This window comes from Cytobacillus purgationiresistens (genome assembly GCF_030813235.1).
GTDB classification, from domain to species: domain Bacteria; phylum Bacillota; class Bacilli; order Bacillales; family Cytobacillaceae; genus Cytobacillus; species Cytobacillus purgationiresistens.
Window position 1 is genome coordinate 13,470 of the sequence record NZ_JAUSUB010000017.1, and the last position, 26,112, is coordinate 39,581.

28 protein-coding genes and 1 riboswitch are annotated in these 26,112 nt (G+C 40.0%); of the genes, 8 read left to right on the forward strand and 20 right to left on the reverse strand.

Annotation, left to right across the window (positions count from 1 at the left end; translation table 11 throughout):
• Nucleotides 1-278 precede the first annotated feature (278 nt).
• Both speB and speE read right to left on the reverse strand, forming a co-directional pair.
• A complete protein-coding gene (gene speB, locus J2S17_RS17630; protein WP_307477088.1) occupies nucleotides 279-1,151 on the reverse strand; it encodes an agmatinase in 873 nt (290 codons plus the stop codon).
• Between the two features lie 21 nt (nucleotides 1,152-1,172).
• Nucleotides 1,173-2,000: a polyamine aminopropyltransferase gene (gene speE / locus J2S17_RS17635; RefSeq protein WP_307477089.1), complete on the reverse strand. Its 828-nt coding sequence runs from the start codon at nucleotides 1,998-2,000 to the stop codon at nucleotides 1,173-1,175.
• A 370-nt stretch (nucleotides 2,001-2,370) separates the two neighbouring features.
• On the opposite strand from speE, the gene J2S17_RS17640 reads away from it, so the two are divergent.
• Nucleotides 2,371-4,440, forward strand: a complete 2,070-nt coding sequence (locus J2S17_RS17640; protein WP_307477090.1) for a transglycosylase domain-containing protein — start codon at nucleotides 2,371-2,373, stop codon at nucleotides 4,438-4,440.
• 197 nt (nucleotides 4,441-4,637) lie between these two features.
• Here the strand turns inward: J2S17_RS17640 and J2S17_RS17645 are convergent, their stop codons facing one another.
• Together J2S17_RS17645 and J2S17_RS17650 are read right to left on the reverse strand one after the other, a co-directional pair.
• Nucleotides 4,638-5,144 (reverse strand): YwhD family protein, encoded by a 507-nt coding sequence (locus J2S17_RS17645; RefSeq protein WP_307477091.1) that lies wholly within the window; start codon nucleotides 5,142-5,144, stop codon nucleotides 4,638-4,640.
• 40 nt (nucleotides 5,145-5,184) lie between these two features.
• Nucleotides 5,185-5,847: a site-2 protease family protein gene (locus tag J2S17_RS17650; protein ID WP_307477092.1), complete on the reverse strand. Its 663-nt coding sequence runs from the start codon at nucleotides 5,845-5,847 to the stop codon at nucleotides 5,185-5,187.
• A 234-nt stretch (nucleotides 5,848-6,081) separates the two neighbouring features.
• Between J2S17_RS17650 and thmT the strand changes: the two genes are divergently transcribed.
• The gene (gene thmT, locus J2S17_RS17655) at nucleotides 6,082-6,267 is read left to right on the forward strand and encodes a 2-hydroxymuconate tautomerase (RefSeq protein WP_307477093.1); all 186 of its coding nucleotides are present in this window, start codon (nucleotides 6,082-6,084) and stop codon (nucleotides 6,265-6,267) included.
• A gap of 298 nt (nucleotides 6,268-6,565) precedes the next feature.
• Here the strand turns inward: thmT and J2S17_RS17660 are convergent, their stop codons facing one another.
• Nucleotides 6,566-7,075, reverse strand: a complete 510-nt coding sequence (locus J2S17_RS17660) for a YwgA family protein (RefSeq protein WP_307477094.1) — start codon at nucleotides 7,073-7,075, stop codon at nucleotides 6,566-6,568.
• Nucleotides 7,076-7,104: 29 nt separating this feature from the next.
• A complete protein-coding gene (locus J2S17_RS17665) occupies nucleotides 7,105-8,463 on the reverse strand; it encodes an HD domain-containing protein (RefSeq protein WP_307477095.1) in 1,359 nt (452 codons plus the stop codon).
• A gap of 536 nt (nucleotides 8,464-8,999) precedes the next feature.
• Here J2S17_RS17665 and J2S17_RS17670 point away from each other — a divergent pair.
• Complete coding sequence (locus J2S17_RS17670; RefSeq protein ID WP_307477096.1) at nucleotides 9,000-9,746, forward strand: RsfA family transcriptional regulator; 747 nt, start codon at nucleotides 9,000-9,002, stop codon at nucleotides 9,744-9,746.
• A gap of 154 nt (nucleotides 9,747-9,900) precedes the next feature.
• On the opposite strand, the gene lipL is transcribed toward J2S17_RS17670, so the two are convergent.
• Together lipL and pta are read right to left on the reverse strand one after the other, a co-directional pair.
• Nucleotides 9,901-10,746: an octanoyl-[GcvH]:protein N-octanoyltransferase gene (gene lipL / locus J2S17_RS17675; protein WP_307477193.1), complete on the reverse strand. Its 846-nt coding sequence runs from the start codon at nucleotides 10,744-10,746 to the stop codon at nucleotides 9,901-9,903.
• Between the two features lie 141 nt (nucleotides 10,747-10,887).
• On the reverse strand, nucleotides 10,888-11,868 hold the full coding sequence (pta, locus tag J2S17_RS17680; protein ID WP_307477097.1) for a phosphate acetyltransferase: 981 nt from the start codon (nucleotides 11,866-11,868) through the stop codon (nucleotides 10,888-10,890).
• 580 nt (nucleotides 11,869-12,448) lie between these two features.
• On the opposite strand from pta, the gene hemQ reads away from it, so the two are divergent.
• The 3 genes from hemQ to gerQ all read left to right on the forward strand — a co-directional run bounded on the left by hemQ (nucleotide 12,449) and on the right by gerQ (nucleotide 14,284).
• Nucleotides 12,449-13,201 (forward strand): hydrogen peroxide-dependent heme synthase, encoded by a 753-nt coding sequence (gene hemQ, locus J2S17_RS17685; RefSeq protein ID WP_307477098.1) that lies wholly within the window; start codon nucleotides 12,449-12,451, stop codon nucleotides 13,199-13,201.
• Nucleotides 13,202-13,355: 154 nt separating this feature from the next.
• On the forward strand, nucleotides 13,356-13,778 hold the full coding sequence (locus tag J2S17_RS17690) for a cell wall hydrolase (protein WP_307477099.1): 423 nt from the start codon (nucleotides 13,356-13,358) through the stop codon (nucleotides 13,776-13,778).
• 32 nt (nucleotides 13,779-13,810) lie between these two features.
• Nucleotides 13,811-14,284, forward strand: a complete 474-nt coding sequence (gene gerQ / locus J2S17_RS17695; protein ID WP_307477100.1) for a spore coat protein GerQ — start codon at nucleotides 13,811-13,813, stop codon at nucleotides 14,282-14,284.
• A gap of 131 nt (nucleotides 14,285-14,415) precedes the next feature.
• On the opposite strand, the gene J2S17_RS17700 is transcribed toward gerQ, so the two are convergent.
• The 3 genes from J2S17_RS17700 to J2S17_RS17710 all read right to left on the reverse strand — a co-directional run bounded on the left by J2S17_RS17700 (nucleotide 14,416) and on the right by J2S17_RS17710 (nucleotide 16,848).
• Nucleotides 14,416-15,333, reverse strand: a complete 918-nt coding sequence (locus J2S17_RS17700; RefSeq protein ID WP_307477101.1) for an ABC transporter substrate-binding protein — start codon at nucleotides 15,331-15,333, stop codon at nucleotides 14,416-14,418.
• Entirely contained in the window at nucleotides 15,330-15,866 is a 537-nt protein-coding gene (locus tag J2S17_RS17705; protein WP_307477102.1) for a cobalamin adenosyltransferase family protein, read from the reverse strand. Before J2S17_RS17705 ends, J2S17_RS17700 begins: the two co-directional genes overlap by 4 nt.
• A gap of 305 nt (nucleotides 15,867-16,171) precedes the next feature.
• Nucleotides 16,172-16,359: riboswitch (cobalamin riboswitch) on the reverse strand.
• Between the two features lie 78 nt (nucleotides 16,360-16,437).
• Nucleotides 16,438-16,848: a GntR family transcriptional regulator gene (locus J2S17_RS17710; protein WP_307477103.1), complete on the reverse strand. Its 411-nt coding sequence runs from the start codon at nucleotides 16,846-16,848 to the stop codon at nucleotides 16,438-16,440.
• A gap of 371 nt (nucleotides 16,849-17,219) precedes the next feature.
• On the opposite strand from J2S17_RS17710, the gene J2S17_RS17715 reads away from it, so the two are divergent.
• Entirely contained in the window at nucleotides 17,220-17,996 is a 777-nt protein-coding gene (locus tag J2S17_RS17715; RefSeq protein WP_307477104.1) for a serine/threonine protein kinase, read from the forward strand.
• A 530-nt stretch (nucleotides 17,997-18,526) separates the two neighbouring features.
• Here J2S17_RS17715 and J2S17_RS17720 read toward each other — a convergent pair.
• The 4 genes from J2S17_RS17720 to J2S17_RS17735 all read right to left on the reverse strand — a co-directional run bounded on the left by J2S17_RS17720 (nucleotide 18,527) and on the right by J2S17_RS17735 (nucleotide 20,263).
• A complete protein-coding gene (locus tag J2S17_RS17720; protein ID WP_307477105.1) occupies nucleotides 18,527-18,898 on the reverse strand; it encodes a DUF423 domain-containing protein in 372 nt (123 codons plus the stop codon).
• Between the two features lie 24 nt (nucleotides 18,899-18,922).
• On the reverse strand, nucleotides 18,923-19,213 hold the full coding sequence (locus J2S17_RS17725) for a YwdI family protein (protein ID WP_307477106.1): 291 nt from the start codon (nucleotides 19,211-19,213) through the stop codon (nucleotides 18,923-18,925).
• A gap of 43 nt (nucleotides 19,214-19,256) precedes the next feature.
• Nucleotides 19,257-19,427, reverse strand: a complete 171-nt coding sequence (locus J2S17_RS17730) for a uracil-DNA glycosylase (protein WP_307477107.1) — start codon at nucleotides 19,425-19,427, stop codon at nucleotides 19,257-19,259.
• Between the two features lie 170 nt (nucleotides 19,428-19,597).
• Nucleotides 19,598-20,263 carry a uracil-DNA glycosylase gene (locus J2S17_RS17735; RefSeq protein ID WP_307477108.1) on the reverse strand — a complete coding sequence of 222 codons (666 nt, stop codon included), beginning with the start codon at nucleotides 20,261-20,263 and terminating at the stop codon, nucleotides 19,598-19,600.
• A 97-nt stretch (nucleotides 20,264-20,360) separates the two neighbouring features.
• On the opposite strand from J2S17_RS17735, the gene J2S17_RS17740 reads away from it, so the two are divergent.
• On the forward strand, nucleotides 20,361-20,996 hold the full coding sequence (locus J2S17_RS17740; protein WP_307477109.1) for an aspartate/glutamate racemase family protein: 636 nt from the start codon (nucleotides 20,361-20,363) through the stop codon (nucleotides 20,994-20,996).
• Between the two features lie 77 nt (nucleotides 20,997-21,073).
• On the opposite strand, the gene J2S17_RS17745 is transcribed toward J2S17_RS17740, so the two are convergent.
• Genes J2S17_RS17745 through J2S17_RS17765 form a run of 5 tightly spaced genes read right to left on the reverse strand, consistent with a single transcriptional unit; the run spans nucleotide 21,074 to nucleotide 25,970 of the window.
• Nucleotides 21,074-21,871, reverse strand: a complete 798-nt coding sequence (locus J2S17_RS17745) for an ABC transporter permease (RefSeq protein WP_307477110.1) — start codon at nucleotides 21,869-21,871, stop codon at nucleotides 21,074-21,076.
• Nucleotides 21,871-22,737, reverse strand: a complete 867-nt coding sequence (locus J2S17_RS17750) for an ABC transporter permease (RefSeq protein ID WP_370875064.1) — start codon at nucleotides 22,735-22,737, stop codon at nucleotides 21,871-21,873. The genes J2S17_RS17745 and J2S17_RS17750 overlap by 1 nt, the downstream gene beginning before the upstream one ends.
• A gap of 29 nt (nucleotides 22,738-22,766) precedes the next feature.
• Nucleotides 22,767-23,876 (reverse strand): ABC transporter ATP-binding protein, encoded by a 1,110-nt coding sequence (locus J2S17_RS17755; protein WP_307477112.1) that lies wholly within the window; start codon nucleotides 23,874-23,876, stop codon nucleotides 22,767-22,769.
• Nucleotides 23,877-23,893: 17 nt separating this feature from the next.
• Entirely contained in the window at nucleotides 23,894-24,988 is a 1,095-nt protein-coding gene (locus tag J2S17_RS17760) for an ABC transporter substrate-binding protein (RefSeq protein WP_307477113.1), read from the reverse strand.
• A 1-nt stretch (nucleotide 24,989) separates the two neighbouring features.
• A complete protein-coding gene (locus J2S17_RS17765; protein ID WP_307477114.1) occupies nucleotides 24,990-25,970 on the reverse strand; it encodes a TAXI family TRAP transporter solute-binding subunit in 981 nt (326 codons plus the stop codon).
• Between the last annotated feature and the right edge of the window lie 142 nt (nucleotides 25,971-26,112).

Consider the following 26,112-nt stretch of genomic DNA (forward strand, 5'->3'; position numbering starts at 1 on the left):
TGAGCCTCCTCGTCCCTGGAGTCTCGCACCCTTCTGCTCCAATCAACTTTTTTTCAATGGTTTTGTCTTATCAAAACCTACAAGAAAAACACGGGGCGCCTTGCTCATCCTCAGGCATTTCATAAGACGAGCCTCACGGAAAGGTGTTCTTTACCTTTCTGGGAGGCTCTCCTAGACCATCAAGGGGGTAGGCGCTGGAGCTAGACACTTTTCTAACTAATAAAATTTATTCTTTTTAAAAAAACACTAGGGAACCCCTCCCTAGTGTTTGATAAAGATTATTTAATCCACCCAAGAATCATCTCACGAATCAGCTTGCTGGCTGTATTCGCTGTTTGCTCTGACGGGTCGTAGATTGGCGCGACTTCAACAAGGTCTGCTCCAACTACATTCACATCGGAATGAGCAATAGCGTGAATGGATGCCAGCAATTCTTTCGAAGTGATACCGCCGGCGTCTACTGTGCCAGTGCCAGGTGCATGCGCTGGATCGAGTACATCAATGTCGATAGTGACATAAACTGGACGTCCTGCCAGCTTCGGCAAGATTTCCTTTAATGGCTCGAGTACTTCGAATTTAGAAATGTGCATTCCAACTTCTTTTGCCCACACAAATTCTTCCTTCATTCCTGAACGAATGCCGAAAGAATAAACATTTGTAGGACCGATTAATTCGGCTGCTTTACGGATTGGCGTGGAGTGCGATAAAGGCTCGCCTTCATAATCCTCGCGCAAGTCTGTGTGTGCATCCATATGAATAATAGCGAGATCTGGGTATTTTTTATACATCGCCTTAATGACCGGCCATGATACGAGATGCTCCCCACCCATACCTAACGGGAATTTATTGTCGGCAAGCAGGCCATCAATATACTCTTCAATCATATCAATGCTTCTTTGCGGATTTCCGAATGGCAATGGAATATCTCCTGCATCAAAGTATTTTACTTCTTCTAATTCGCGGTCAAGATACGCACTGTATTCTTCTAGACCAATCGATACTTCGCGAATACGCGTAGGGCCAAAGCGGGAACCTGGACGGTAGCTGACTGTCCAGTCCATCGGCATGCCGTAAATCACGGCTGCACTTTCATCATAATTCGGATGGCTTTTTATAAAGACATTACCGGAATATGCTTCATCAAAACGCATATTTATTTCCTCCGTTATCAGTTATTTCACTAAATCTTGAACAAATTTAGGCAGAACAAAGGCAGCATTATGCAATTCCTTTGTGTAATATTTTGTTTCAATCTCATGGAAGCGCTCTTCGCTCACTTCTAATGGATCATGCCTTTTAGAGCCGATTGTAAATGCCCATAATCCGCTTGGATACGTTGGGATGTTGGCAACATATAGACGTGTAATTGGGAAAATTTCCTTAACATCACTTTGCACGTCGCGGATTAAGTCCGCTTTGAACCAAGGGTTGTCTGATTGGGCAACGAATAGGCCATCCTCCTTTAATGCCTTAGAAATTCCAGCATAAAAGCCTTTTGTAAATAGATTTACAGCAGGTCCTACTGGCTCAGTAGAGTCAACCATAATGACATCATACTCATTTTCACTTTCTGCTATGTGCATGAATCCGTCACCTACTTTTACTTCGACACGTGGATCATCAAGCTTTCCTGCAATTTCTGGCAAGTATTTCTTCGAGTATTCAATGACTTTGCCATCAATATCTACTAAAGTCGCTTTTTTGACACTTGGGTGTTTAAGAACTTCGCGGATTACGCCACCGTCTCCACCGCCAACAACAAGGATATTTTCAGGATTCGGGTGTGTAAATAAAGGTACATGCGCAACCATCTCATGGTAGACAAATTCATCCTTCACTGAGGTCATAACCATGTCGTCAAGCAATAACATATTGCCCCACTCTTCTGTTTCTACCATATCAAGCTTTTGAAAATCCGTTTGCTCTGTATGTAAAGTCCGATTCACCTTCATTGTGATTCCGAAGTTTTCTGTTTGTTTCTCAGTAAACCAAATGCTCATTGATCTATCATCCCTTCTATGAAAAGTGCAAGCGCCTTGCTCACCCCCAGGCTTAGACCATAAAGGGATAGGCGCTGGAGCTAGACATTTTCTAATTTGAAAAATTTTATACTTTTCTCTAAAAAATGCGTTCAAATCATCTTGTTTAACCTTTATCGTTCCCTAATAGTTAAATGACAAACATGAGAATCAGTATAGTGGATTCTAGCAAAATTGCAAGAGAAATTTTCCCCGGTATAAAGCAGGTCACTATTTGTCAAACTTCTTCCCTCTTTTTTATGAAATGTTAGAGAAAAATGTTTAAAACTACTGTTAATTTTCAATACTATGCTTATAGCTTTTTTTGAAACAAATAGGGGGTGGTATTTATATGGAAATTATGACAGATCATCGATTCAGAAAAACAGGTAAGTATTTGCGGGCTTTCATAATTATTAGCTTAATAGGTTTAGCCTTAACGATACTCCTTATCATCGGCATTTTCATTTATGCAAAAATACTAGGACCGCCTCCACTCGCTGTACCGCAGTCCACACTGTACCTTTCCAATGATGGAACGGTTATCGGGGAAAGCAATAATGGAGAAAAGCGATATTGGGCAGATATTACGGATATTAGCCCTCACTTAACCGATGCAACGATTGCAATTGAAGATAAAGGATTCTATGAGCATCATGGCTTCGATTATAAACGGATTGGCGGGGCAGTACTTGCAGACTTAAAAGCGATGGCAAAAGTACAGGGCGCAAGCACAATTAGTCAGCAATATGCCCGCAACCTATTCCTTGAGCATGAGAAAACATGGAAGCGAAAACTGCTTGAAGCTTTCTATACCATTCGTTTAGAGATGAGCTATTCTAAGGAACAAATTTTAGAAGGCTACTTAAATACCATTTACTATGGAAACGGAGCTTATGGTGCACAAGCTGCCAGTCAATACTACTTCGGGAAGGATGCAAGCGAACTCTCTTTAGGTGAAGCTGCTATGTTAGCTGGCATCCCTAAAGGTCCAAGCTCATATTCTCCGCTTGCATCTCCGGAAAAAGCGGAGGCACGGCAAAAAAGGATTTTAGCAGTCATGCAAGAAAATGGGTTTGTGACAAAAAAGGATGCAAATGAGGCATTGAGTGAACAATTAAAGCTTGTCGGGAAACATCAGCATACGATTACAAAGACCGCACCTTATTTCCAGGATGCAGTACGAGCTGCTTTAAAATCACAACTTAACCTTGATGACCGGACCATTGAAATGGGTGGCCTAAGAGTTTTTACCACACTGGATATGAACAAACAAGCTGTTGCTGAAAAAACAATTGGGGAAATGATGGCAGAGGATTCGGAGATCCAAGTTGGATTCGTAGCGATGAACCCTAAAAATGGCTATATTGAAGCGATGGTTGGCGGGAAGGATTATACCGAGAGCCCTTTCAATCGTGCTTTACAAGCGATTCGTCAGCCAGGTTCCACCATCAAGCCTTTGCTATATTACGCTGCGCTTGAACAAGGCTTCACTCCTTCAACAACGATACGAAGCGAGCCAACCACCTTCCGCTTTGATGATGGGAGGGCGGAATATTCTCCTCGAAACTATAATAGCAAATATGCCAATGGTGAAATAACTATGGCACAGGCCCTTGCATTATCTGATAATATTTATGCTGTCAAAACGCATCTATTTCTTGGAGAAGATGCGCTTGTTAATACAGTAAAGGACTTCGGTATCACCACCAAGATGGACAAGGTGCCTTCTCTTGCATTAGGGACATCCGGTCTGCGCGTCACTGAGCTCGCAAATGCCTATAGTATGCTGGCAAATGGCGGGAAAGAAACGTCTCCGGTTTTTATCACTAAGGTCGAGGATTACAAAGGTGATGTCATATTTGATGCACAGGAAAAACACGCGCAAGTACTCAAGCCTGAATTGGCTTTTGTCGTCACGCATATGATGACAGGCGTATTTGATACGAAATTGAACGGTTACGCCAGTGTAACTGGGGCTACCGTCATTGATCAATTAACACGCCCTTATGCCGCGAAGTCCGGATCAACGGAAACTGACAGCTGGATGGCTGGCTTTTCTCCTCAACTCGTTGCGGCTGTTTGGACCGGGTATGATCATGGCAAAAAAATCGAAAATGTTGAGGAAAAGTCTTATGCTAAAAACATTTGGAGTCACTTTATGGAGGAAGCTCAGCAAGGAATGGCAGTAAAGTCATTCCAGCCGCCAAAAGAAACAGTTGGCGTCTATGTTGAGCCCAACAGCGGGAAGTTGGCGACAGAGGATTGCCCAGTGAAACGACTCACCTATTTTGCAGCGGGAACCGAGCCTACAGAATATTGTACAGAGCATCTCCCAGATCATGGAGGAACAAAAGAACCAGCAAAGCTGCCTAAAGAAAAAACACCATGGTATAAGAAAATATTCCCTTGGACTTCATAATTCCAACACAAAAATGACAGGGATTGCTCAAAATGAAATACCTCGGCGAAATCGCCGAGGTTTTTCGTGTCCTAGCTCTATAAAGTGCTTTAGCACTGATAATTAGTTTACTTTTTTTATTAGCTCCCCGCAAGAGGTTCTAAAAGCACTTCAACAAACTGTCACAAATACGCCACAATTATGGCGCTTATTCCCTTTTATACTTGCAAATCTTCCTTTAATTGTTTAGAGGAACGTTCCCACATTCCAGCATCATGTTTTTGCAAAAATTCAACCAAAATCTTTTTCGAAGGATTATCCATATGATCGACAATAATATGTCGTTTAATGGATTTGTCCATCCGATTTACATGCTCAGGAAGTGATTTAAAACCGCGGCGAATGGAACGATCAACGATCATTTCACAGGAAGTGACCCCTGCGTAATACGTTCCTTCCTGCTTGCGGTCAATGGTCACCCATACAAGCCAATAAGGCTTGCCATTTGGTACTTCCTCTTTCGTTTTTAGAAACTTAATGCCTCTTTCCACAGCACTTCTTGCATGCATGGCACCGATTTCAATGGATGCCTCTCCTTCTTCTACATCTATAATGACAGGAGAGACATTATCTAAGCTCAAGGCGCCTACCCCGAACCCTCCATGGCCTTCTGTAGGATCGTTTTTAATAATGTTAAATTCTAGCTTTTTCTTTTTTTCAGTCATGAAAAGATGTCCTCCTTTAGTTTTCCTTGTACTTCCACCATCATTGGGCGATAAAGAGCTGGTAAAAGAACTCATTCAACCCGCCGCTTAAAAGTGGCAATATTGTATTAAAAATAGGGCTAATCGTGTAATGGCTTAGAGGTGTAATGACTAGGATTAGAAAAATGACTGAGCCATACACTTCGAATTGTGTCATTTTCGCCCTTATTTGAGCTGGTGCAAGATCCTCTATGATTCTATATCCATCAAGAGGCGGTAATGGCAATAAATTAAAAACAAATAGAACGAGATTCAACCAGATAAATATACTCAAAAATTCTGGTATAAATCCTGGCAAGGCGTTTGCATAGCCGAATCCAAGCATCGCGTACCAAAAGAACAGAGCAATGATTGCTAGAATTAAGTTGCTGACAGGGCCAGCTAGTGACACACATACTCCAGCAAGCTTTGGTCTTTTAAAGAAAAAGCGATTCACCGGTACAGGTCTCGCCCATCCGAAACCAGCAATAAAAATAAGTATCGTCCCAATAGGATCTAAATGCTGCAGCGGATTTAACGTTAACCTTCCCTGATTTTTAGCAGTTGGATCACCAAATTTATAAGCGACAAATGCATGGGCAAGCTCATGCACCGTAAAAGCAATCATCAATGTGATAGCTACATAAGGAATATCCTTTATAGGATATGCTAAAAATTGTTCCAATGCCTCAAGTCCCCTTTTTTATAAATCAGCTTATTCATTCATTTCATTTCTATATATATCCATATGTAAAACCAAGCTAGAGTATTTCATTATAAAGTATACATGATTCAAGATTAATGTGAAAATAAGAAATAGGGTATTTTTTTAGTCTTGTATATTTAAATAAAATGTGAAAAACTATAAACAATTGCCGTTATTGACGGCTATATACAGATTATAAAGGAGGGCATTTTCATGCCATACGTAACTGTAAAAATGCTTGAAGGACGCACAGAAGAGCAAAAGACTGCACTCGTTGATAAAGTAACAGCTGCTGTAAACGAAACAACTGGTGCCCCTAAAGAGAAGATTGTTGTATTCATCGAGGAAATGAGCAAAAACCATTATGCTGTAGGCGGTAAAAGATTAAGCGATCAGTAAAATGAACAGCGGAACAAGTACGTTTAACCAAAAGAGAGGGCTATAACCACTTATCAACTATTTTTTAATATTTCTACGATTTTTCTTTCGTTCTTAAAAAAGCTGTTTTTCGTATACTGTGTTGCTTTTTACAAAAGTGGTTGATTTCCTCTCCAGGGTACTCGCTTTCCGCGGGGCGGGCGGGGCGCCTTGCTCACCCTCAGGCATAGCATATGACGAAGGGGTAGGACGCTTGCGCTAGCCATCTTTCTTTTTGAAAGGTTTATACTTTCTTATCTTTTAAAAATAGCCAGGATCCTTAATGGATTCTGGCTTTTCCTTTTAGATCAGTAATATATTCATAGGCCCTGTCTACTTCTTCCTCTGTATAGCGCTGTTTACTTTTTAAAGTGAAAATTTTCTCCTGTACTTCTTCCTTCGGTAAGCCTTCAAAGTAAAGGACCGTTGATACGAGTTCAAGAAATCTCGCTGATTGCCCGTTCATATCCCGAAGGCAATCTTCAAGGTGTGCCATTTCCACCTCATTCAAACTTAAGAATTCCGTTCCGGTTTCTGTCAAAGAATAACGGTATTGATAATAGCCGCCCTTCTTTTCCTTGACCTCATTTAGAAAGCCCATATTACAAAGCTCTTCAATCCTTAATGTCAGCTCCTCAGAATAAGGACCATAAAAGTGAAAAGCAAATTTTTCATGGAAAGGAAAATCTATTTTCTTCGCTATATATACCATTTTCTGCAGCTTTTTCCGGCCTGTAATTTCACTAGACGCTGCAATGGCGTGCATGATTTTAGCATGATCTTTCAGCAAGGCGATTCATCTCCTAGTTCATTTATTCCTTATTCCCTGTTAGGACGTGTATTCCACTGCTTACTTATGTCAGATCGACTTTGACCCTCATCTAATTCAAGCAGCCTTCTGATTTGCTTTTTGATTTGCGGTTTTATTCGATTATCATGAATGAAATCAGAGGGATAGTAAAGCTTATGATCGGTTCGCCTCTTTCCTGAAATCGCATCTACAATCGCTGATTCTCTGGAAAGCTCACGAATTTCTCCATTCTTTAAAAGAAGATGGATCGGCAAACGCTCCTCTTCTTCTCCTGGACGATAAAAATCATATGGAAGATCTGATGATGAGTCCACTACTAAGTAGTATTCGGGATCAATGCCCGCTTTTTCAAACAACAAGGATAGCTCTGATAGCTTTTTATATTCCTTTGCAGGATCGAACTCTGTATATTTAAAGAGATTTCTATCAAGAAAACGGCAAGCCAGGTTGCGAAGGATATCGTCATCTTCCTCCTGCCACATTTGAAAGTAATAAAGAATAATGGATTCGTCTAGTTTCAAATAATCACTTACTGTCATTTCACCTTTAAATAAAGTATAGAAATGAATAGGGTCATATTTAAATTGATAGCTCTTTTCGAATAAGTGTTTGACACGATGGAGTATCTTCGTCAATATGACCTCTGCACTCCTTGTCACCGGATGAAAATAAACTTGCCAATACATTTGATAGCGGCTCATAATATAATCCTCGACAGCATGCATTCCACTCTGTTTAATAACCACTTGATCTTCCCTCGGTCTCATCACTCTAAGGATTCTTTCCATATCGAAATGACCGTAGCTCACCCCTGTAAAATAGGCATCACGCTGCAAATAATCCATGCGATCGGCATCTATTTGACTGGAAATGAGGCTGACAACGAGTTTGTTTTTTGACGTTTTTGCAATCACTTCTTCTACTTTCCGAGGAAAACCGGCATCCACTCGCTGCAGTACTTGATTGACCTCAGTATCTCCAAGAATGATTTTTTTTGTGAAATCTTCATGATCTAAATTAAATACCTTTTCAAAGGAATGGGAAAATGGACCATGCCCTAAATCATGGAGCAAAGCCGCACATAAGGCTAATAAACGATTGTCATCGTTCCATTCCTGGCGTCCCTTAAATACATCGTCAGAAATCCTTCTCACAATCTCATAAACCCCAAGCGAATGGTTAAAACGGCTATGCTCTGCGCCGTGGAAGGTTAAGTAAGTCGTCCCAAGCTGCTTAATCCTTCGAAGCCGTTGAAATTCCTTTGTCCCTATTAAATCCCAGATAATCCTGTCCTGCACATGAATATAGCGGTGGACCGGATCTTTAAATACTTTTTCCTCACTTAGCTTCTCAGACGAATAAGCCATCCTTTACCTCCGCCTCTGTTGAAATCTTTATTGCTTTACATTCTATGTAAAAACATATGTTGTATATAAACCACTGGGTCCATTTTTAAACCTGCTTTGTATCCTCACCTTCGTCTTTTTGACAAGGCTGCGCTTTCTATATTATAACTTTCCTGCCGATCAGTTTCATCCCAAATTTTTGACCTTTTCGCTAGGAATCGGCAAGAATCGCTATGGATTAGGCGTTAAGGAGTGGGAAAATATCTTTCGACTTTTGAACACTTTTAAGAATAGGAAAACCTTAAAAATTTCACACTGCTCTCTCTTCTAATATGACCCCTAGTCCGCTCCTAACTACCGTTCATCATGCCAAAGTATTTTACATTCTCTCCTGTCTCAATGCAAATGGATGGAATTGTATGAATTAGCATAAAAAACCATACTTATCTATTGAAAAAAAATCTACTATCCTTTTAATCATAAAATGTATAAAACATGGCATTATTGACCATCCTTTTTCTAAAGCAAATTAAAAATCAATTTTGGGAGTTGAGGATATGAAAGTACGTCAAGATGCATGGACGGATGAAAATGATCTATTGTTAGCAGAAACGGTTTTACGCCATGTACGAGAAGGCAGTACACAATTGAATGCATTTGAAGAGGTTGGAGATAAGCTTAATCGCACGTCTGCTGCGTGCGGGTTCCGCTGGAATGCAGTCGTCCGCCATCGGTATGAAAAAGCACTGCAGCTGGCAAAAAAACAGCGGAAGCAAAGACAAAGAATACTTGGGAAAGATCAAAGCGGAAAGAAAAAGCTATTATATTCACCGCCAGTACCAACGATGCAGGAAGTGGAGACTGCAACAGAGCCTGTAAACGATTTACTATTTACGGAACCTGTTGAAATTGAGGATGACTATATAGAAGCGCCAGTAGCAGAACAAGTATCTATGGAGCCTTCTTATACTTATAAAGAAACTCCTTCATCCAATACGATGAGCTTGGACAAGATCATCACTTATCTAGAAAGTTTAAATCATTCGAGTATCAAGCTTGATATATTGAAAAATGAGAATGAAAGACTGAAGCGGGAAAATGCAGATATTAAACGCAGAAATCAAGATTTAGAAGAAAAAATCGGTAAACTAGAGCAAAATAGCGTAACCATTCAAGAAGATTACGAGACGCTCATGAATATTATGAACCGTGCTCGTAAACTGGCAATCCTTGATGAGGAAGAACGCCCTGCAACAAAATTCAAAATGGACCGAAACGGAAATTTAGAAAAGGTTGCAGAATAAGCTTTTATTCATGAAACAAAAAATGGAAGAGCACCCTCAGCTCTTTCCTAATAGGAGAGACGGGAATAGGCAACAGTTTCGTCGATTAAGCAAGCCGCGGTTAGTTCCTAACCGCGGCTTTAATGTCTAGCTTCGACGCCTACGCTTTTCTTATTTATTTCAAATCACCAATGATCTTTTCATTCCGTTCAGCCACGCGCATATAATAGCTTTCAAACATAGGAATCTCCTCAGCAGTTAACTGACCTGCAAAGATTCTCCCGCTCTGGTTCTTCAAAGCCTTTAAAAATCGCAGCATCACATCCTGAACCGACAGCTCGATGTCTAATAGTTCTGCCAATGAGGCCATCACACCAGGGTCAATACTAGGATAAGAAAACCTTGTCTCCTCCTGTTTTCTAGCAAGGTGATAAAATTTTTCGATGAGGGCCGCGCGATCGCTTCCACTGCCGTTAACGCAAAGATAGATTTGAACAGCGACACCCTTTCGCAACCGCCTTTGTGATATACCTGCAAATTTTTGATCATTTATACTTAAATCATAGCTGCCTGGACAATATGACCTGACAATTTCTTTTGCCTCAATATCCAAAGGAAACTCAGAGAACATTTCTTTTATAAGCATCCACATTGCATCATAACCGCGGTTAATATCAATGCCTTTTTCATTTTCCGGAAAAACGAGCGTAATATTTAATACACCTTCATCAAGGACAACTGCCAGCCCGCCCGAGTTTCTCACAATCACATGGTAGCCTTGCTCACTTAAAAAATCGATCCCATCCTGTAAGTAGGGAAGCTTTGTATCTTGTATGCCCAACACAATCGTTTGATCATGCACCCAGCTTCTTGCAGTCGGCGGTGCCATCCTCGATCCAACTGAAGCACAAAGTGTGTCATCCATGCCGAAAGATTGCAATGCGCTTATATAAAGAGCTGAAACAGACTGGTCGATAATCCTCCACTCATCCTGCTTTAATAAATCCAATGCCTCTTCCATTTCTATACTCAACTCGCTTTTTAAAATCGTAATAAGACCAAAATCATTATAGCAAGAGACGATAAAAATAGGAAATTGATAATACTTTACTAACGAAAAGAAAAACCGGATTGATTGCTGCAATCCGGTCACCTTCTTTATTTATGCTTGATCTAAAGCTTGAGCTGCTGTAATTAGGGCTAATTTATATACATCTTCTTCGTTACAGCCGCGGGATAGGTCATTTACTGGACGATTCAACCCTTGTAATATCGGACCGACTGCCTCAAAATTCCCTAACCGCTGTGCAATTTTATAACCAATGTTTCCTGCTTCTAGGCTTGGGAAAATAAAAACATTCGCTTTCCCTTCTAGCGGAGAGTTTGGCGCTTTCTTTTCCGCTACAGAAGGGACAAAAGCAGCGTCAAATTGCAGCTCTCCGTCCAACAGCAGTTGAGGGTCTCTTGTTTGTGCTTCTTTCACTGCAGCAACGACCTTCTCTGTTTCTGCTGATTTAGCCGAACCCATCGTCGAAAAGCTAAGCATTGCCACACGTGGCTCTATATCAAACATACTCGCAGTTTTTGCACTTTCAATCGCGATTTCAGCCAAGTCCTGACTATCTGGTGAAATATTAATTGCGCAATCAGCAAAAACATACTTTTCATCTTCCCGAACCATTATAAATACACCAGAAGTTCTTTTCACTCCCTCTTTTGTTTTAATAATCTGCAATGCCGGCCGCACTGTGTCTGCAGTTGAATGCGCTGCTCCACTGACAAGTCCATCCGCCTTGTTAATATAAACAAGCATTGTGCCAAAATAATTCTCATCAAGTAATATTGTGCGGGCCGCTTCGTCTGTTACTTTGCCTCGTCTTCTTTCGATAAAAGCTTGAACCATCTCATCAATCAACTCATAATTAGACGGATCATATATGATAGAGGAATGAAGAGATACACCTAATTCATTCGCTGTCTTTTCAATCTCGGTCTTATTGCCAATTAGAATCGGTGTGATGACTTTTTCTTCAGCAAGGCGCCCTGCCGCACGCAAAATCCTCTCATCCAGACCTTCGGGGAAAACAATTTTTAAATTTTTCTCTGAAACTTTATTTTTTATGGCAGTAAATAACTCGCTCATTCAATCTCCTCCATCTATCTATATGTAAACAACTGCATTTCATTAGAAAGTCGTAAGCTCCTTGCTCATCTCCCTGCAAACTGGAGCCTTATCACAAGTTCTGAAGTTTGATAGGCATAGGAGCTGTATAACTTTTCTAACTTGAAAAATTCACACTTTCTTATCTTTTATAAACTAAGTCTTGTCCTTCTCCATTACAATACGACTGGTCCAAAATTTCAAGGGCAACACAAATGTCTTTTAATTCTTTCAATTCTCTGCAGTTTTTTTAAAGGCTATTTTTGTATGCTTTGCTGCTTTTCACAATAGTAGTTGATTTCCTCTCCAGGTGCCCGCTTTCCGGGGGGCGGGCGGTGAGCCTCATTGTCCGCTTCAAATAACTTTTTTATCAACGGTTTGTCTTATCAAAACCTATGAGAAAATAACAATCTTTTAGAAAAGAGTCTTTTTTAAATTATCCAATCAAACGAGAACCTAAACCAGAAGATTGAAGATGTTCTAGTTTTATTCACATGTTCTATGGCTAAACTATGTTATAGTTATGGTGTTGATTATAGTACATAAACGAGGAGCGATTATAATGAGCGAAGCAGCTAAAACCCTTGATGGCTGGTATTGTTTGCATGATTTCCGTGCGATTGACTGGACTACTTGGAAAATGATTTCAAGTGATGAGCGTCAAGCAGCTATTCATGAGTTTTTATCATTAGTAGACAAATGGAATACCACTCAATCAGAAAATAAAGGCAGTCATGCCCTTTATACAATCGTTGGTCAAAAAGCAGATTTCATGATGATGATCTTAAGACCGACAATGGAAGAATTAAATGAAATCGAAAACGAATTCAATAAAACAAAATTAGCGGAATTCACTGTTCCCACTTATTCTTATGTATCTGTCGTTGAATTGAGCAACTATATGGCAGCTGATTCAGATGAAGATCCATACGAGAATCCGCATGTCAAAGCACGTCTTTATCCAATTCTGCCTAAATCAAGCCATGTTTGCTTCTATCCAATGGACAAGCGTCGCCAAGGCAATGACAACTGGTATATGCTTCCGATGGATGAGCGTCGCGATTTAATGCGCAGCCATGGAATGATCGGCCGCACATACGCTGGCAAGGTTAAACAAATCATTTCCGGCTCTGTCGGCTTTGATGATTTCGAATGGGGCGTAACTCTTTTCGCCGATGATGTTCTTCAATTCAAAAAGCTTGTATATGAAATGCGCTTTGACGAAGTAAGTGCACGCTACGGTGAATTCGGTGCATTCTATGTAGGTAATCTTCTTGAAGAAGAGCGTGTGGCTAAATTTTTATATGTAAACTAATGCATTCCAGCTCTCTCCCTTTTTTGGGAGAGAGCTTTTTTATTCTAGCAGGAGTCATAAAAAAAAAGGCCCATACATACTTATAGATAGTGAGTTTATATGAATTTTGATCATTCACCGTACACAACAGGAAAAGCACAAGAGAGGTGAATATATGGGTGTTATCGCTTATACCGAAGAAGATGTAAAGCTTTTAGCAAGATTGATGCGTGCAGAGGCTGAGGGTGAGGGTAACCTCGGCATGATGATGGTAGGAAATGTTGGTGTTAATAGGGTCCGCGGGGATTGTCTTGACTTTAGGGATATCCGGTCCATTAGAAATATGGTCTATCAAAGCCCAGGAGGATTCGAAGCAACCCAAAAAGGCTATTTTTATCAGCCTGCCCGGCAAAATGAATTGGATCTGGCAAGAAGAACGCTTAAAGGAGAAAGGCAACACCCTGCAAGCAACGCTTTATGGTTTTTCCGTCCAGGAGGGGATTGCCCTGCACAATGGTATGACCAATGGAATTCTGGACGATATAAGGAGCACTGCTTCTATATTCCAACTCAGGCAGATTGTCCAACAGTTTATTAGTTCTGTCATTTTATTATCAGGAGGTAAGATTGATGACTCAACAAAATTATCCTTATAACGGATATCAGCAGCGGCAACAGCAACAATACAATCCAAATGTACAAAATTTTCAGCAGCAAGGCTATACTCCGCAACCTCAGGCATCCTACCCAACCGTACCATCAGGAATGAACATACCAACTGCAGGATCACCGACACTTGGGCCGGATGTTCCTGGCATGCTCCCAATCCAACAATCGTATATTGAAAACATTTTACGCCTGAACAAAGGAAAGCTTGCAACTGTTTATACGACATTTGAAAACAATACTCAATGGAATGCAAAGGTATTTAAAGGCATCATTGAAGCAGCAGGAAGAGACCATCTCATTCTAAGTGACCCTGAAACAGGCCTCAGATACTTAATTCCTATGATTTACCTTGACTACGTAACTTTTAATGAAGAGATCGAGTATGATTACCCGCATTATGGCGGTCAAGGCATGACACAATATACGCCACGATAGTCACCAACCCTTTTAGTAGTCATTTTTGGCTACTTTTTATTTTTTGAGTTAAATAAGACCTTATAGCATAGAGTACATTTCTATGCTATAAGGTCTTATTATTCAAAACTCAATTTTTTAATTGCTTATTTTCATTTAAATAATTCCGGGTATGCCGCTTCAGCCAAAAGCTCCACTGCCTCCCCAATACGAGGTCCTGGACGAGACATAATATCACTGTCCAGCAACTTAACTTCTTTATTTTTTATTGCATTCATTTGATTCCAGCCATTACGTGAAAGAATCTCCTCTACAGGATTTTCAGCATAGCCCACAGTTGTTGTAATCAAATCAGGATTTTTTCCGATGATTTCTTCTTCAGATAATTTGATCCAGCCTTCCAACTCAGCAAACACATTTTCTACACCGGCTTTATTCATGATTTCTTGCTGGAAAGTATTTTTACCTGTCGTATAGATATCTGGTGCAGGGCTGATTTCAAAGTAGACTTTTCTCTTTTCATCCACTGATGCTACTTTTTCTTTAACTGCTTTTACCTTCTCTTGAATTTCAGCATTTACTTCATCGCCTTTTTTCTCTACACCCATTACAGCAGCAATTTGCTCAATATCACCATAGACATCTTCAAAGGATAAAGCAGACTCAATAACAAAAATCGTAATACCTGAATCCTCTAATGGTTTTAAAGCTTCCTCTTGACCGATTGTATAGGCAAACACGACATCAGGCTTTAAGTCGATGATTTTCTCAGCGTTTACATTCATAGAGTCTGATACTCTCGCAATGTCCTGAGCCTCTTCCGGATAGTTATCAAAATCTGTCGCACCAACGACCTTCTCGCCTTCTCCTAATGCGAATAAGATTTCTGTGTTACTTGGCTGCAAGGAAATAACCTTCTCTGGAACTTTTTCAAATGTGACTTCTTTACCTGCATCATCCACAACGGTATAGCTTCCTTCCTCTTTACCCTGTTCCTGTGTTTCATTTGCCTGACATCCTGCTAATACGAAAAATAAAATAAAAACGGAAATCGATTTTGTCCACTTCATGCGTTTTTTCTCCTTTTTCTTTCGGGATATGACTTGCTGACAAATGGGATTTCTTCCACACCTGCCTGATCATTCACATATACAGCCATCACAAATAAAACGTTTGCAAGTAAATGGCTATAATCAAATAAAATTTGGGGAACTTCCCGTTCTAAACTCACCTTGTGCAGCGCGCGAACGGATTTCTTTGCTTCACTCCGACAAACATGCAGCACACAAGCTGCTTCTGAACCTTGAGGGAGCACAAAGCTTTGAATTTTATCATGGACCTTTTCACAGTAAAAATCGTACATCTCACTTAACTGCCCGAGGTCCTCTTCACTGATGGCAAGCTTCCCTCTGACCGATCCATTTAAATGATAGGCCATCGGCTGCAGGTACTGTAAATCCGCCTGAACTCCCTCCATGTCCTTGGTTAGGGCCGCCGCATGTCCAATTCTTGTTGTTAAAGAATCCGTTCTGATTTCAAAATCAACCGTTGATACAGATTCCCGCATATATGGATAGCATAAGAATCGTAAATCCTTTTTCACAGGTATCCCCCTTTTCGACTTTTTTGATGAAACACCTGACGTAAAATGGCTCTTTTAGATGACCTGTTTTTTATATAAAGGAAAAAAATAGGCGAAGAATGGACGGGTAATCAATCTGAAGATACGTTGGCAAGATTATGCAAGGATGTTAATGAAATTATGAAAGTAAAAGATAGGTAGGTACATCCATCATACAAACAAAAAACCGGCCAAAATTGGCCGGTATATCATCCTAAATCATGCATAAATGAAGCATAAATTCATAGAAGTGTTACCGTACAATCCTCTTAACTTCCGAAGAGCATAATACGTTCGCAGAACAGGCAGGTATCCTGGCTTGTGCTTCGATTTACTTTAAGAACCTTCCCATTTGATCACTCAAACAGTGGCATTTTCTTATTTCATCAGCACTTACAGTTGCGGAAACAGCTTCGGTTTTTCACCGAATTCCCTTTTTGCTAGTAGGCCTAGCACCTATTCCGTACGTTGTATATTCATTTAATCGTAGTGTATCATAAATGTTCATACTAGAGGAGGACTATTTGATCCTTTAGAAAAAATCCGCTATAAATCATTTCTTGCTGAACTTCTTGTTTAGTTCATCCATTTCTTTCGTAAATTCATGAACGAAGCTGCTCATTTCCTTGTATTGAGTCCAATGCAAATAATGATGGCCTTTTAAAATAACGAGATTGTGCAAGGAGAGGTTGCTCAATTGCGCTTCATAAAAGGTGATATTGGTTTTCCCCTCAGTATTTGATTCCTTTTCTTCCTTCGAAAATATCATGACCGGTAGCTTTTCAGGGAGGGCTAACTCCTTTGCCTTCTGAGCGGTTGCACGGTTAATGCGATAAAACTGAGAAAGCTCTGTCGTTGATGGAATTTGGTCCCCTTCTTGCAGCTGGCCTTCCACTATATCATCAGCAATCGTATCAGCTATTTGCTGAAAAATTGGTTTAGAATCATCAAATAAAGACTTCACTTACGTCTCCTTTCAGCCTAAGGTTGATAGGTTGATAGGTTGATTAGTTGTGTAATCAACTTCAAATTCATCACCTTGTAAACCTCTATTGCTAATTTACAAAAGTTTATACCTTCAATCAAAGGCCTCCTAGTCCTTCTCGAAGCAACTGCTCAGCATAATCGGCTGACTTTCGATGGTGCTGAAAAATGCATGGTTTCAATTCAAAATAGGTAAGAAGATTAAGTCGACTGAATGTAGATCTTTTGTTTCATAGCATTGTTCGAATTTTTTCATTATTAAATCATCTTTAAGTTCGCAAGCTTAACATGTCAGACTTTGCATGATTTTGCTAAAATAAAGGAATGGATGACAGAGTAAGGATGTGGATTATGTATTGGAGGAAATTCACTAAATGGCTTTATGATATACCCCTAGGGCATGGAGTTTTTCTCAAGGATTCTTACAAAATTGAAAAGTGTCTTGGCATGGGTGGGTATGGCATCATCTATCAATGTACAGATATCCACACTCAAAAATCTTATGTTTTAAAGCAGCTGCGCCCAAGCAAGACAAGGAGTAACAAAGAAACACTCCGTTTTCATAAAGAAGTTGATTTGATGAAGAGCTTCAACCATCAACATATCCCGGAGCTAGTAGATTCCTTCACAATAGATGACCAGGAATATTATGTGATGAAACAGATTAAGGGCTTGAATATAGAAGACTTGTTATTCGCTCAACAACAGACATTATCGGAGTTGGAATCCTTAAAGCTTTTTAGTAAGCTGTTAAATATTATAGAGTACTTACATGATCACCACATTTTTCATAGTGATATAAGGCCACCCAACATTATAGTAATGGAAGGTGAAATTTACTTAATTGATTTTGGACTTGCAAAAAAAGTGTCTTCTGAAGAAATCACTGAATTAGAGGATAGACGGCAGGATGATTTTTTTGATATGGGAGAATGCCTATTATTCCTTCTCTATTCAAATTATAAAGGCAAAAAGAATAAGCATCGTAGCTGGTTGGAAGAGTTATCTTTAAACAAGGAGACTGAAGGATTACTTAAAAGATTATTGGGTATTAATGAAGTCTATCAAGACACACAACGAATGAGAGTAGACTTGGCTAAAGCTATTGACTCAATTAATGACAAATAAAAATCTTGTTCCAATGCACAGGAACAAGATTTTTTTATTGATTCAATATATGACTAGCTACTGCTGCGACTACGGCGTTTATAGTGATGACTGCCGCCATATTGATTGTGTTTCTTTCTTCTGCCTGAACTGTGGCTGTAGCTTCTATAACCTCTGCGCCCGCTGCTGCTGTAGCGTCGATGTCCCTTACTCCCCATCATTCGCTTGATTAATCTTATAATCTCTTTAAACATACTACCACCTCATTCTTATAGCATTTGCGAATTATATCACATCAAACCGCTCAACTACGCTCCTTTACCGAACCTTTACTTAATTTTAATACTAGATTATTTATGTAATTATTCTACTGGGTTAGCCTGGCACTAGTTTAATCAAATAATTCCTCCTTTTTCTGTCACATTGTTCTGTCCCGGGGGGAATTCGGGAGTAAATAAAAAAACCAAGAATGTTGATTTAACTGCATTCTTGGTTCTTTTATTTGGACATCTAATGGTTTTTAAATACCTTTTAGACCGCCCCTCTTATGTTTATAAATGTTTCACTGCATAAATGATCATTAACACCCAAGCAACTAAAAAGCCGACGCCGCCAATTGGTGTAATCGCTCCAAGGACAGAAATGCCTGTTACTGATAGTACATACAAGCTTCCAGAGAAAAGGATAATGCCAAATAACATTAACCAGCCTGACCAAGTAAGCAATGATGAATCCGGTATTTTCGATAGTAAGACTCCAATAATAAGTAATCCAACAGCATGGAACATTTGATATTGGACGGCAGTTTGCCAGGTTTCTAAATATTTCGGCTCAACTCTTCCTTCAAGCCCATGAGCTCCAAAAGCGCCAAATGCTACAGATAGAAATGCATTGATTGCACCGATAATAATAAATAATTTCATCGTTGTCATCCCTTCTTTTTTGCATTAAAAATCAAATAAAGAGTCCCCATTTGCAGTATCATCCATCTTCATCGGTTTTGTTTGTCCCATATTTGGTGCCTGCATAGATGGTTGCAGTTGAATGGATGGCGGCTCTATTGCCTGTTTTCTATAGGTAGATGCAACACTCGAATTTTGCGGCTGGTCCAAGATTAACTCGCATAGCGTTTTAATCGCGTGTACCCTTTCCCTCACTCTAGCTTGGTCTCCTTGTCCTTTAGCTTCATGTAGTTCTTTTTCAATTTTTTGCAGCATCGTTTGCACAGAAATACTCACGTTTTCACCTTCTTAGATTATCTCAATCTGTACGTAAATTCTATCAGTTTTTCTTTTCATAACGCAAACATGGGTGGCCAGAAGCAGCAGATACTTCTAATGAAGGCAGCTTTTTGGTTTTAAATCCGAATGACTTGCAGCCTCTCGGATGATGCTGGTCCCATGTTATATAGAAAAACTTGCATTTAAAGCAATCAATTCTCTCCTGTTTCATTTTCCAACACCCCTTTTTCATCGACCTAAATCAACTCGGATACTTAAACATCATAAGATAAGCGTGTGCATTTCCCATTTTCCCACTGGAGGACTCTAGCTTTTTCGGGTAAATAAAAGAAACTTCAATCAAAAAATATGTCTGTTTCATGTGAAACATGACGAATGCACTCACTTATTGTCAATCTGCCAATCAATTGGCTCGTTTCCATTTGATCTTAAAAGTCGATTGATTTCGGAAAAAGGTTTGCTTCCAAAAAAGCCTGTCCTCGCTGAAAAAGGACTTGGGTGGGGTGATTTAATTATTGGATGACGCTCTGTATCTATAAGTGTCAGTTTCTCTTGTGCAGGCTTCCCCCAAAGCACAAAAATGACCGGATCTTCTCTTTCATTCAAAAGCCTAATTACTTCATTCGTGAATGGTTCCCACCCCTTCTTGCGATGAGAATGTGCCGCTCCTTTTCTTACTGTTAAAACCGTATTTAATAGCAATACGCCTTGCTTTGCCCATTTTAATAGATAGCCATTATTGGGTATTGTGCAGCCTACGTCTGCTTCCAGCTCTTTATAGATGTTTTTAAGTGAAGGCGGAATTTTCACATCTGGTTGAACAGAGAAACTTAATCCATGCGCTTGGCCTAATCCGTGATAAGGATCTTGACCAAGAATAACAACCTTCGTTTCAGCAAATCCAGTATATTTAAACGCATTGAATATCTCATCTTTTAGAGGGCAAACCACTTCGTCTTCATATTCAGAATCCAGAAAGTCCTTTAACTGAAGAAAATAGCTTTTTTCCCATTCTGAGGTGAGCAGCTGTTGCCAATCATGTTTCATTTCGCTCTCTCCTTCTTCGTAATCTATCATCATTGTATACTATTTCAATTGAAAAATAGATATAATAAAACAAATATCATGAAGGGTGATGAAAAATATGAAGGTAGCCTTAATTCATGCGACAACGACCGCTTTGAAGCCCATTGAGGAAGCGTTTCGAAAGGTAGCTCCAGAGATTGAATTGCTCCATTTTATGGACACGTATTTGCTTAGTATGTTGGAAAAGAGCGGCTCTCTAACACCTGAGATTGCCCGGCGCTTTTCGAAACTCGTCACGCTTGCCGCTGAAGCAAAGCCTGATTGTATTCAATTAACCTGTTCCGCCTTTAACCCTCTTACAGCCATTCTTCAACCACTCTATGGAGTGAAAATGTTTCGTTCTGATGAAGCGATGCTTGATGAAGCACTCCTTTTTGAACGAATTGGACTGATATCAACCGTAAAAGAAACCCCCGCAGCCTTGATCGATTACTTACAAGAGAAACAACCAGATTGTACGATTGAATCCGTTGTTGATCCAGGCATCATTCACCTGCTGTTTGAAGGAAAGCAAAGTGAGCATGATGAACGCGTGAGAGAAATGATTGAAGCAATGGATGGAAAAGTCGATGTAATCGTCCTTTCACAGTACAGCATGGCGCATGTCGCAGAACAAGTGCAAACCACCTCTCCTCTTCTCATTGCACCTGAAGCAACAGCATTAAGATGCTTCCAGTATATTTTGCAAAAATAAAAATGAAAGCAGCTCGTTCAATTCAGCCAGCATAAAAAAGCCGTCTGCTTCAAAAGCTAGACGGCTTACATATAAATTTAATGGTGTCCTCCACCAAACACTTTTCCTACCCCATGAATCTTTTCAAGAATAACAATTAAGGCCACGGAGATAAAAATAACCACGCTCGATACGGATGCGACGATTGGATTATACGCGTCCTGCATCGTCGAGAAGATTTCAATCGGCAATGTCCGCATTTCTGGAGAGATCATAAATAGCGACACGGTTACGTTATCAAAGGAGGTAAGGAAAGCAAATAGCCCTCCTGAAATGATCGCCGGACGAATAAGCGGCAATGTGATGCGCCAAAATACTGTTAAAGGATTCGCCCCTAGAATCGCGCCCGCTTTTTCCAAGTTATAATCAAAGCCGCTTAAACCTGTTAACACTAAGCGAATGACATAGGGTATACAAATAATAATATGAGCAATTAAAAAGCCAGTTGATGTCCCAGCAAGCATCATCGGTGTAAAGTAAATTAATAAGGCAATCCCAAGCACGAGCTGTGGAACACTTAGCGGTGCGGTTAAAAATGATGTGATAGCGGATTTTCCTGGTATCTCATATTTTGCAATAGCAAGGGCACCTAAGGTTCCAAACAATACAGCAAAAAATGCAGCCATTACAGCAAATTTCAAACTATTGAAGAAGGCCTCAATAAATTCGGGACGTTCAAGAATTTTCGTATACCATTGAAATGAAAATCCTTCCGGCGGAAAGCTCGGATAACTTGCACTTGTAAATGAAGCCGGTATGACAACCACAAGTGGGATGAGGATATAGATAATCCCAATAATCGCGATGGCGCCCCGTAATTTTCCAATTGTATTCATTAACGGAACACCTCCTTGAACTTACTCTTTTCAAACACTCTCGTAAAGATAAAGACAGATAGCAAGGTCGTTGCTAAAAGTACATAGGATAATGCAGAACCAAATGTCCAATGAAGCAAATTATTGATTTGATCATAAACGACAACCGGCATTACCGGTACATTGGCGCCACCCATTAAGGCAGGTGTAACATATGCGCTCATCGATAAGCTAAACACCAGTACGCTTCCTGAGATAATTCCCGGCAAGCTGAGCGGAAGCGTAATCGAGAAAAAGCTGCGCATCGGACTTGCTCCGAGAATCGCTGAAGCCTTTTCTAAAGATGGATCAATATTATAAAGACTAGTCACAATTGCTAAAACCATAAACGGCAAGTATGCATTCGATAAACCAATGACAACACCAAGCTCTGAAAATAGCAGATTCAATGGTTTATTTATTATGCCTATATTCAATAGAAAGCTATTAATTGTTCCGTTCGGCAATAGCAATAAATACCAGCCAAAGTTACGGACAACGATGCTGACTAAAAGGGGTGAGGCAATTAATAAAGTGATGATGGCTCGAACACGCGCAGAGCTTTTTGCCATCGTTAATGCAATCGGATAGCCTAGTAATAGAGCAACAATAACTGAATAAATACTAATTTTTACTGTGATCCATAGCGAGTTTAAATAATAGCTATCAGTAAATAAAGTAATATAGTTTTGCAGACTGTAGACTGCATCTGCGCCACTTAAGTTTTCCGTGGATATAAAGCTTAAATATAAGATATAGAGCATAGGAACGACGAAAAAGCCAAAGAGAAATAATAAAATGGGAACAAGAAGAAGCAGGCCTGGAACCCAACTTCTTCTTTTTTTCATTTTTTTCTGCTTTTTAGGTGGTTCAGTCGTTATCTTTGGACTTGTTTCTTGATCAGCATGAGATCTGACGGGCTCCATCCTACAAACACCTCACTTCCATATTGCCATGATGAGTCATATGCATTCGTTAGCACTTGCACCGACTTCCCAATGATTGACACATCAATTTCCCATGAAGTACCAAGGTAATTCATTTGTGTAATCTTCGCCGGGTGAAGCTCTAACGAAGTTGACGTCTCCTTTGTAGAAGAAATATGGATGTTCTCTGGACGAATATAGAGCTTTACTTCATCCCCAATGGCTAGGTTCTTATCTTCACCAATGATATTAGCAACATCAACCGCAATCATTTCTTCTCCAGCTTGTACAGAAACCTTTTGTTGACCAATATCAGCTACTACCCCTTCAAAAGAATTGGATTTTCCAATAAACTGAAAAACAAATTCTGTGTTAGGGTGCTTATAAATGGAGGTTGGTGTACTGATTTGTTCAATTTTACCTGCATTCATAACAACGACACGATCTGAGAGTGAAAGCGCCTCTTCCTGATCATGTGTCACAAAAATGGTCGTAACGCCAATTTCCTTTTGCAGCCTCTTAATTTCCAATCTTAGTTCATGACGCAGCTTCGCATCTAGATTGGAAAGCGGTTCATCTAAAAGCAGTAATTCCGGTTCCACAACCAGCGCACGTGCAATCGCAACACGCTGACGCTGGCCTCCTGATAATTCCCGCGGATAACGATGCTCAAGACCAGACAATTTTACAAGTGCTAACACACGGTCAATTTTCTTTTTTTGTTCAGCTTTCGGTATTTTTCTTAACTTCAGTCCAAAATTGAGATTTTCATAGACTGTCATATGGGGAAATAAAGAATACGTTTGAAAAACCATTCCTAAATCTCGTTTATATGGCGGTACCTTTGTTACCTTTTTCCCTTTAATAAACACATCTCCTTGATCCGCTTCAAGAAAGCCGGCAATTAAATTTAGAGTAGTGGATTTACCGCAGCCTGAAGGTCCAAGCAATGTTAATAGCTCACCTTGTCTTACTTCTAAATCTATGCCATCGAGGACAATGTTCCCGCCGAATTGCTTCGTTGCACCTTTAATCTCAACATCACTGACCATTGTATTCATAGCTGTATGTCCTCCCTTTATTTAAGTAATTTTCCGATTTCAGGTACAACCTCTTTATTCCAGCGATCAGACCATTCTGCACGAACTTCTGCAAATTTTGGAACATCTGGCTTGAATGTCGCATCAGATTCTTTTAATCCAATTGACTCCTGATATTTCTCAGGCAGTTCAAGCCCTTCAGCAACCGGATAAAATCCTTGCTCTGCTACTAATTCCTGTGCTTCATCACTGATTAAATAATCAATAAACTCCAATGCTGCTTCTTCCTTAGGTGTATTTTTCACAAGAGTGGCACTGAACGACTGCAATGGAATCCCTTCTTCTGGTACAGCCATTTTAATCGGAATGCCTGAAAGTGCAAGCTCTCCAATAACATAGCTTCCCATAACCGTTATATCTGCCGCACCTTGTTGGATAGCTGGCATGACTTGAGTTGAGTTTTTATAAAACGTAGTGGAATAACCAGCGAGTTCCTTCGCCTTTTCCATACCTGGGTCAACATTATCTGTTCCGCCGCCATTAGCCATTGCAAGTGCATTTAAAGTATTAAAGCCCCAATCATTTGTGATATCAACGAAAGCTGTTCTGCCGTTATACTTTTCAGAGACAAGGTCATTCCATGATTTGATCGCCCAGCCATTCTTTTCAAATGCTTCTGTATTATAAGCAGGCGCAATTGCAAGCCCAAATACAGGAGCTCCAGCACCTTCAACAGCGATAAAATCAGTTTTTACACTTTTCATGTTAGGTACATTGGATTCATCAACTGTTTCTGTTAATTCCTTATCTGCTGCTCTAAATACATCTGTGGGTACAAAGAAAGCAACATCAATTTGCGGTGCACTTTTCTGCAACTCCACTTTAGAGAGTATTTCACCAGATAGCCCTGGTACATAGTTGATGGTTACTCCTGTTTTTTCTTTATATTTTGGCGCAATCACGTCGCGAATGGTTCTCTCAATTACCCCGCCATTTCCTGCAACCGTAAGTGTTTTTACATCTTCCTTTTTATCTGTACTTGCAGTTTCCCCCGCCTTTTGCGGTGTAGGCGCACCACATGCGGTTAACATTAATAACAACATAATAGAAATAACTGTTATTGCTTTTTTCATTTTACTTTCCCCCAACCTCTTTAAAGTATTTTTTTGCACCGGAATGAAATTCAATTGGGACACCTTCCATCGCTTCACCTTGAGAAATGAAACGTGCAGCTGGATGCACCTCTTGCCATTCTCCTAAATGTTGATAAATCGTTTGAAGCATATTGTATGCTTCACTGTCAGGTATATCTGCATGTGTAAGCAGAACATTCTTTACTGATAATGTCGGAATCCTTTCTTCCAAAGTGTCATATGTCTCTGCGCTTATTTCCTCTGACTGATAGACTCCATATTCAGTCTGCATTTGGCCGACAATTTTTTCCGGTATCGCAACGAGCGTCACATTCATGTCTTTCATCATGTCCTCGATCACAGGATTTGGTAACCCCGATGAAAAGAAGGCCGCATCAATGGTGCCATTTCGTAAACCAGCGGCTGACTGTGTAAAGGACAAATAAGAAATATCCATTTCATCTTTCGTCAGGTTTGCCGCTTGCACGATTCTTTCAGCAGTTAGCTTTGTACCGCTTCCCTCTGTTCCAAGGCTCACTCGCTTCCCGCTCAGGTCTTCTATCGATTGAATGCTACTGTCAGTTGTTACGATTTGAATATAATTAGAATAAAGTCCGGTTAATGCCCTTAAGTTGTCCTTTTTTATTTCGGGTAATGAGAGAACATCTACCGTACATATGCCTAATTCAGCCTGTTTTGCACTTACTAAATGGGCATTTTGAATGGACGCATTTGTTACGCGGGTGCCTGTCGCTATACCGTTATATTTTTCTAAAATCCCCGCGAGTGCCTGACCAAGTGGGAAATAAACTCCTGACATATCCCCTGTTGCAACCATCAATGTAGGCTTCTCAATCGACATCGCTAATGAAGGTGCAGTATTAGCCTCATTAGAGGAGCCTAGTTTCACATTGTCGTTCTCACAGCCGGCCAATAACAGGATGAAAAGGAACCAAATACTAAAAACTGTTCCCGCTTTCAAATACAGACCTCCCTTCCTATCTATTAAACTTGCAATTTCCGTGCCAATTATTCAGATTATTTAATCTTGTATACGCTTTCATTTTATTTGTATTAATATAAATTAAAAACCGGAAATTTTTGCCGAATCTATCAGCAAAATT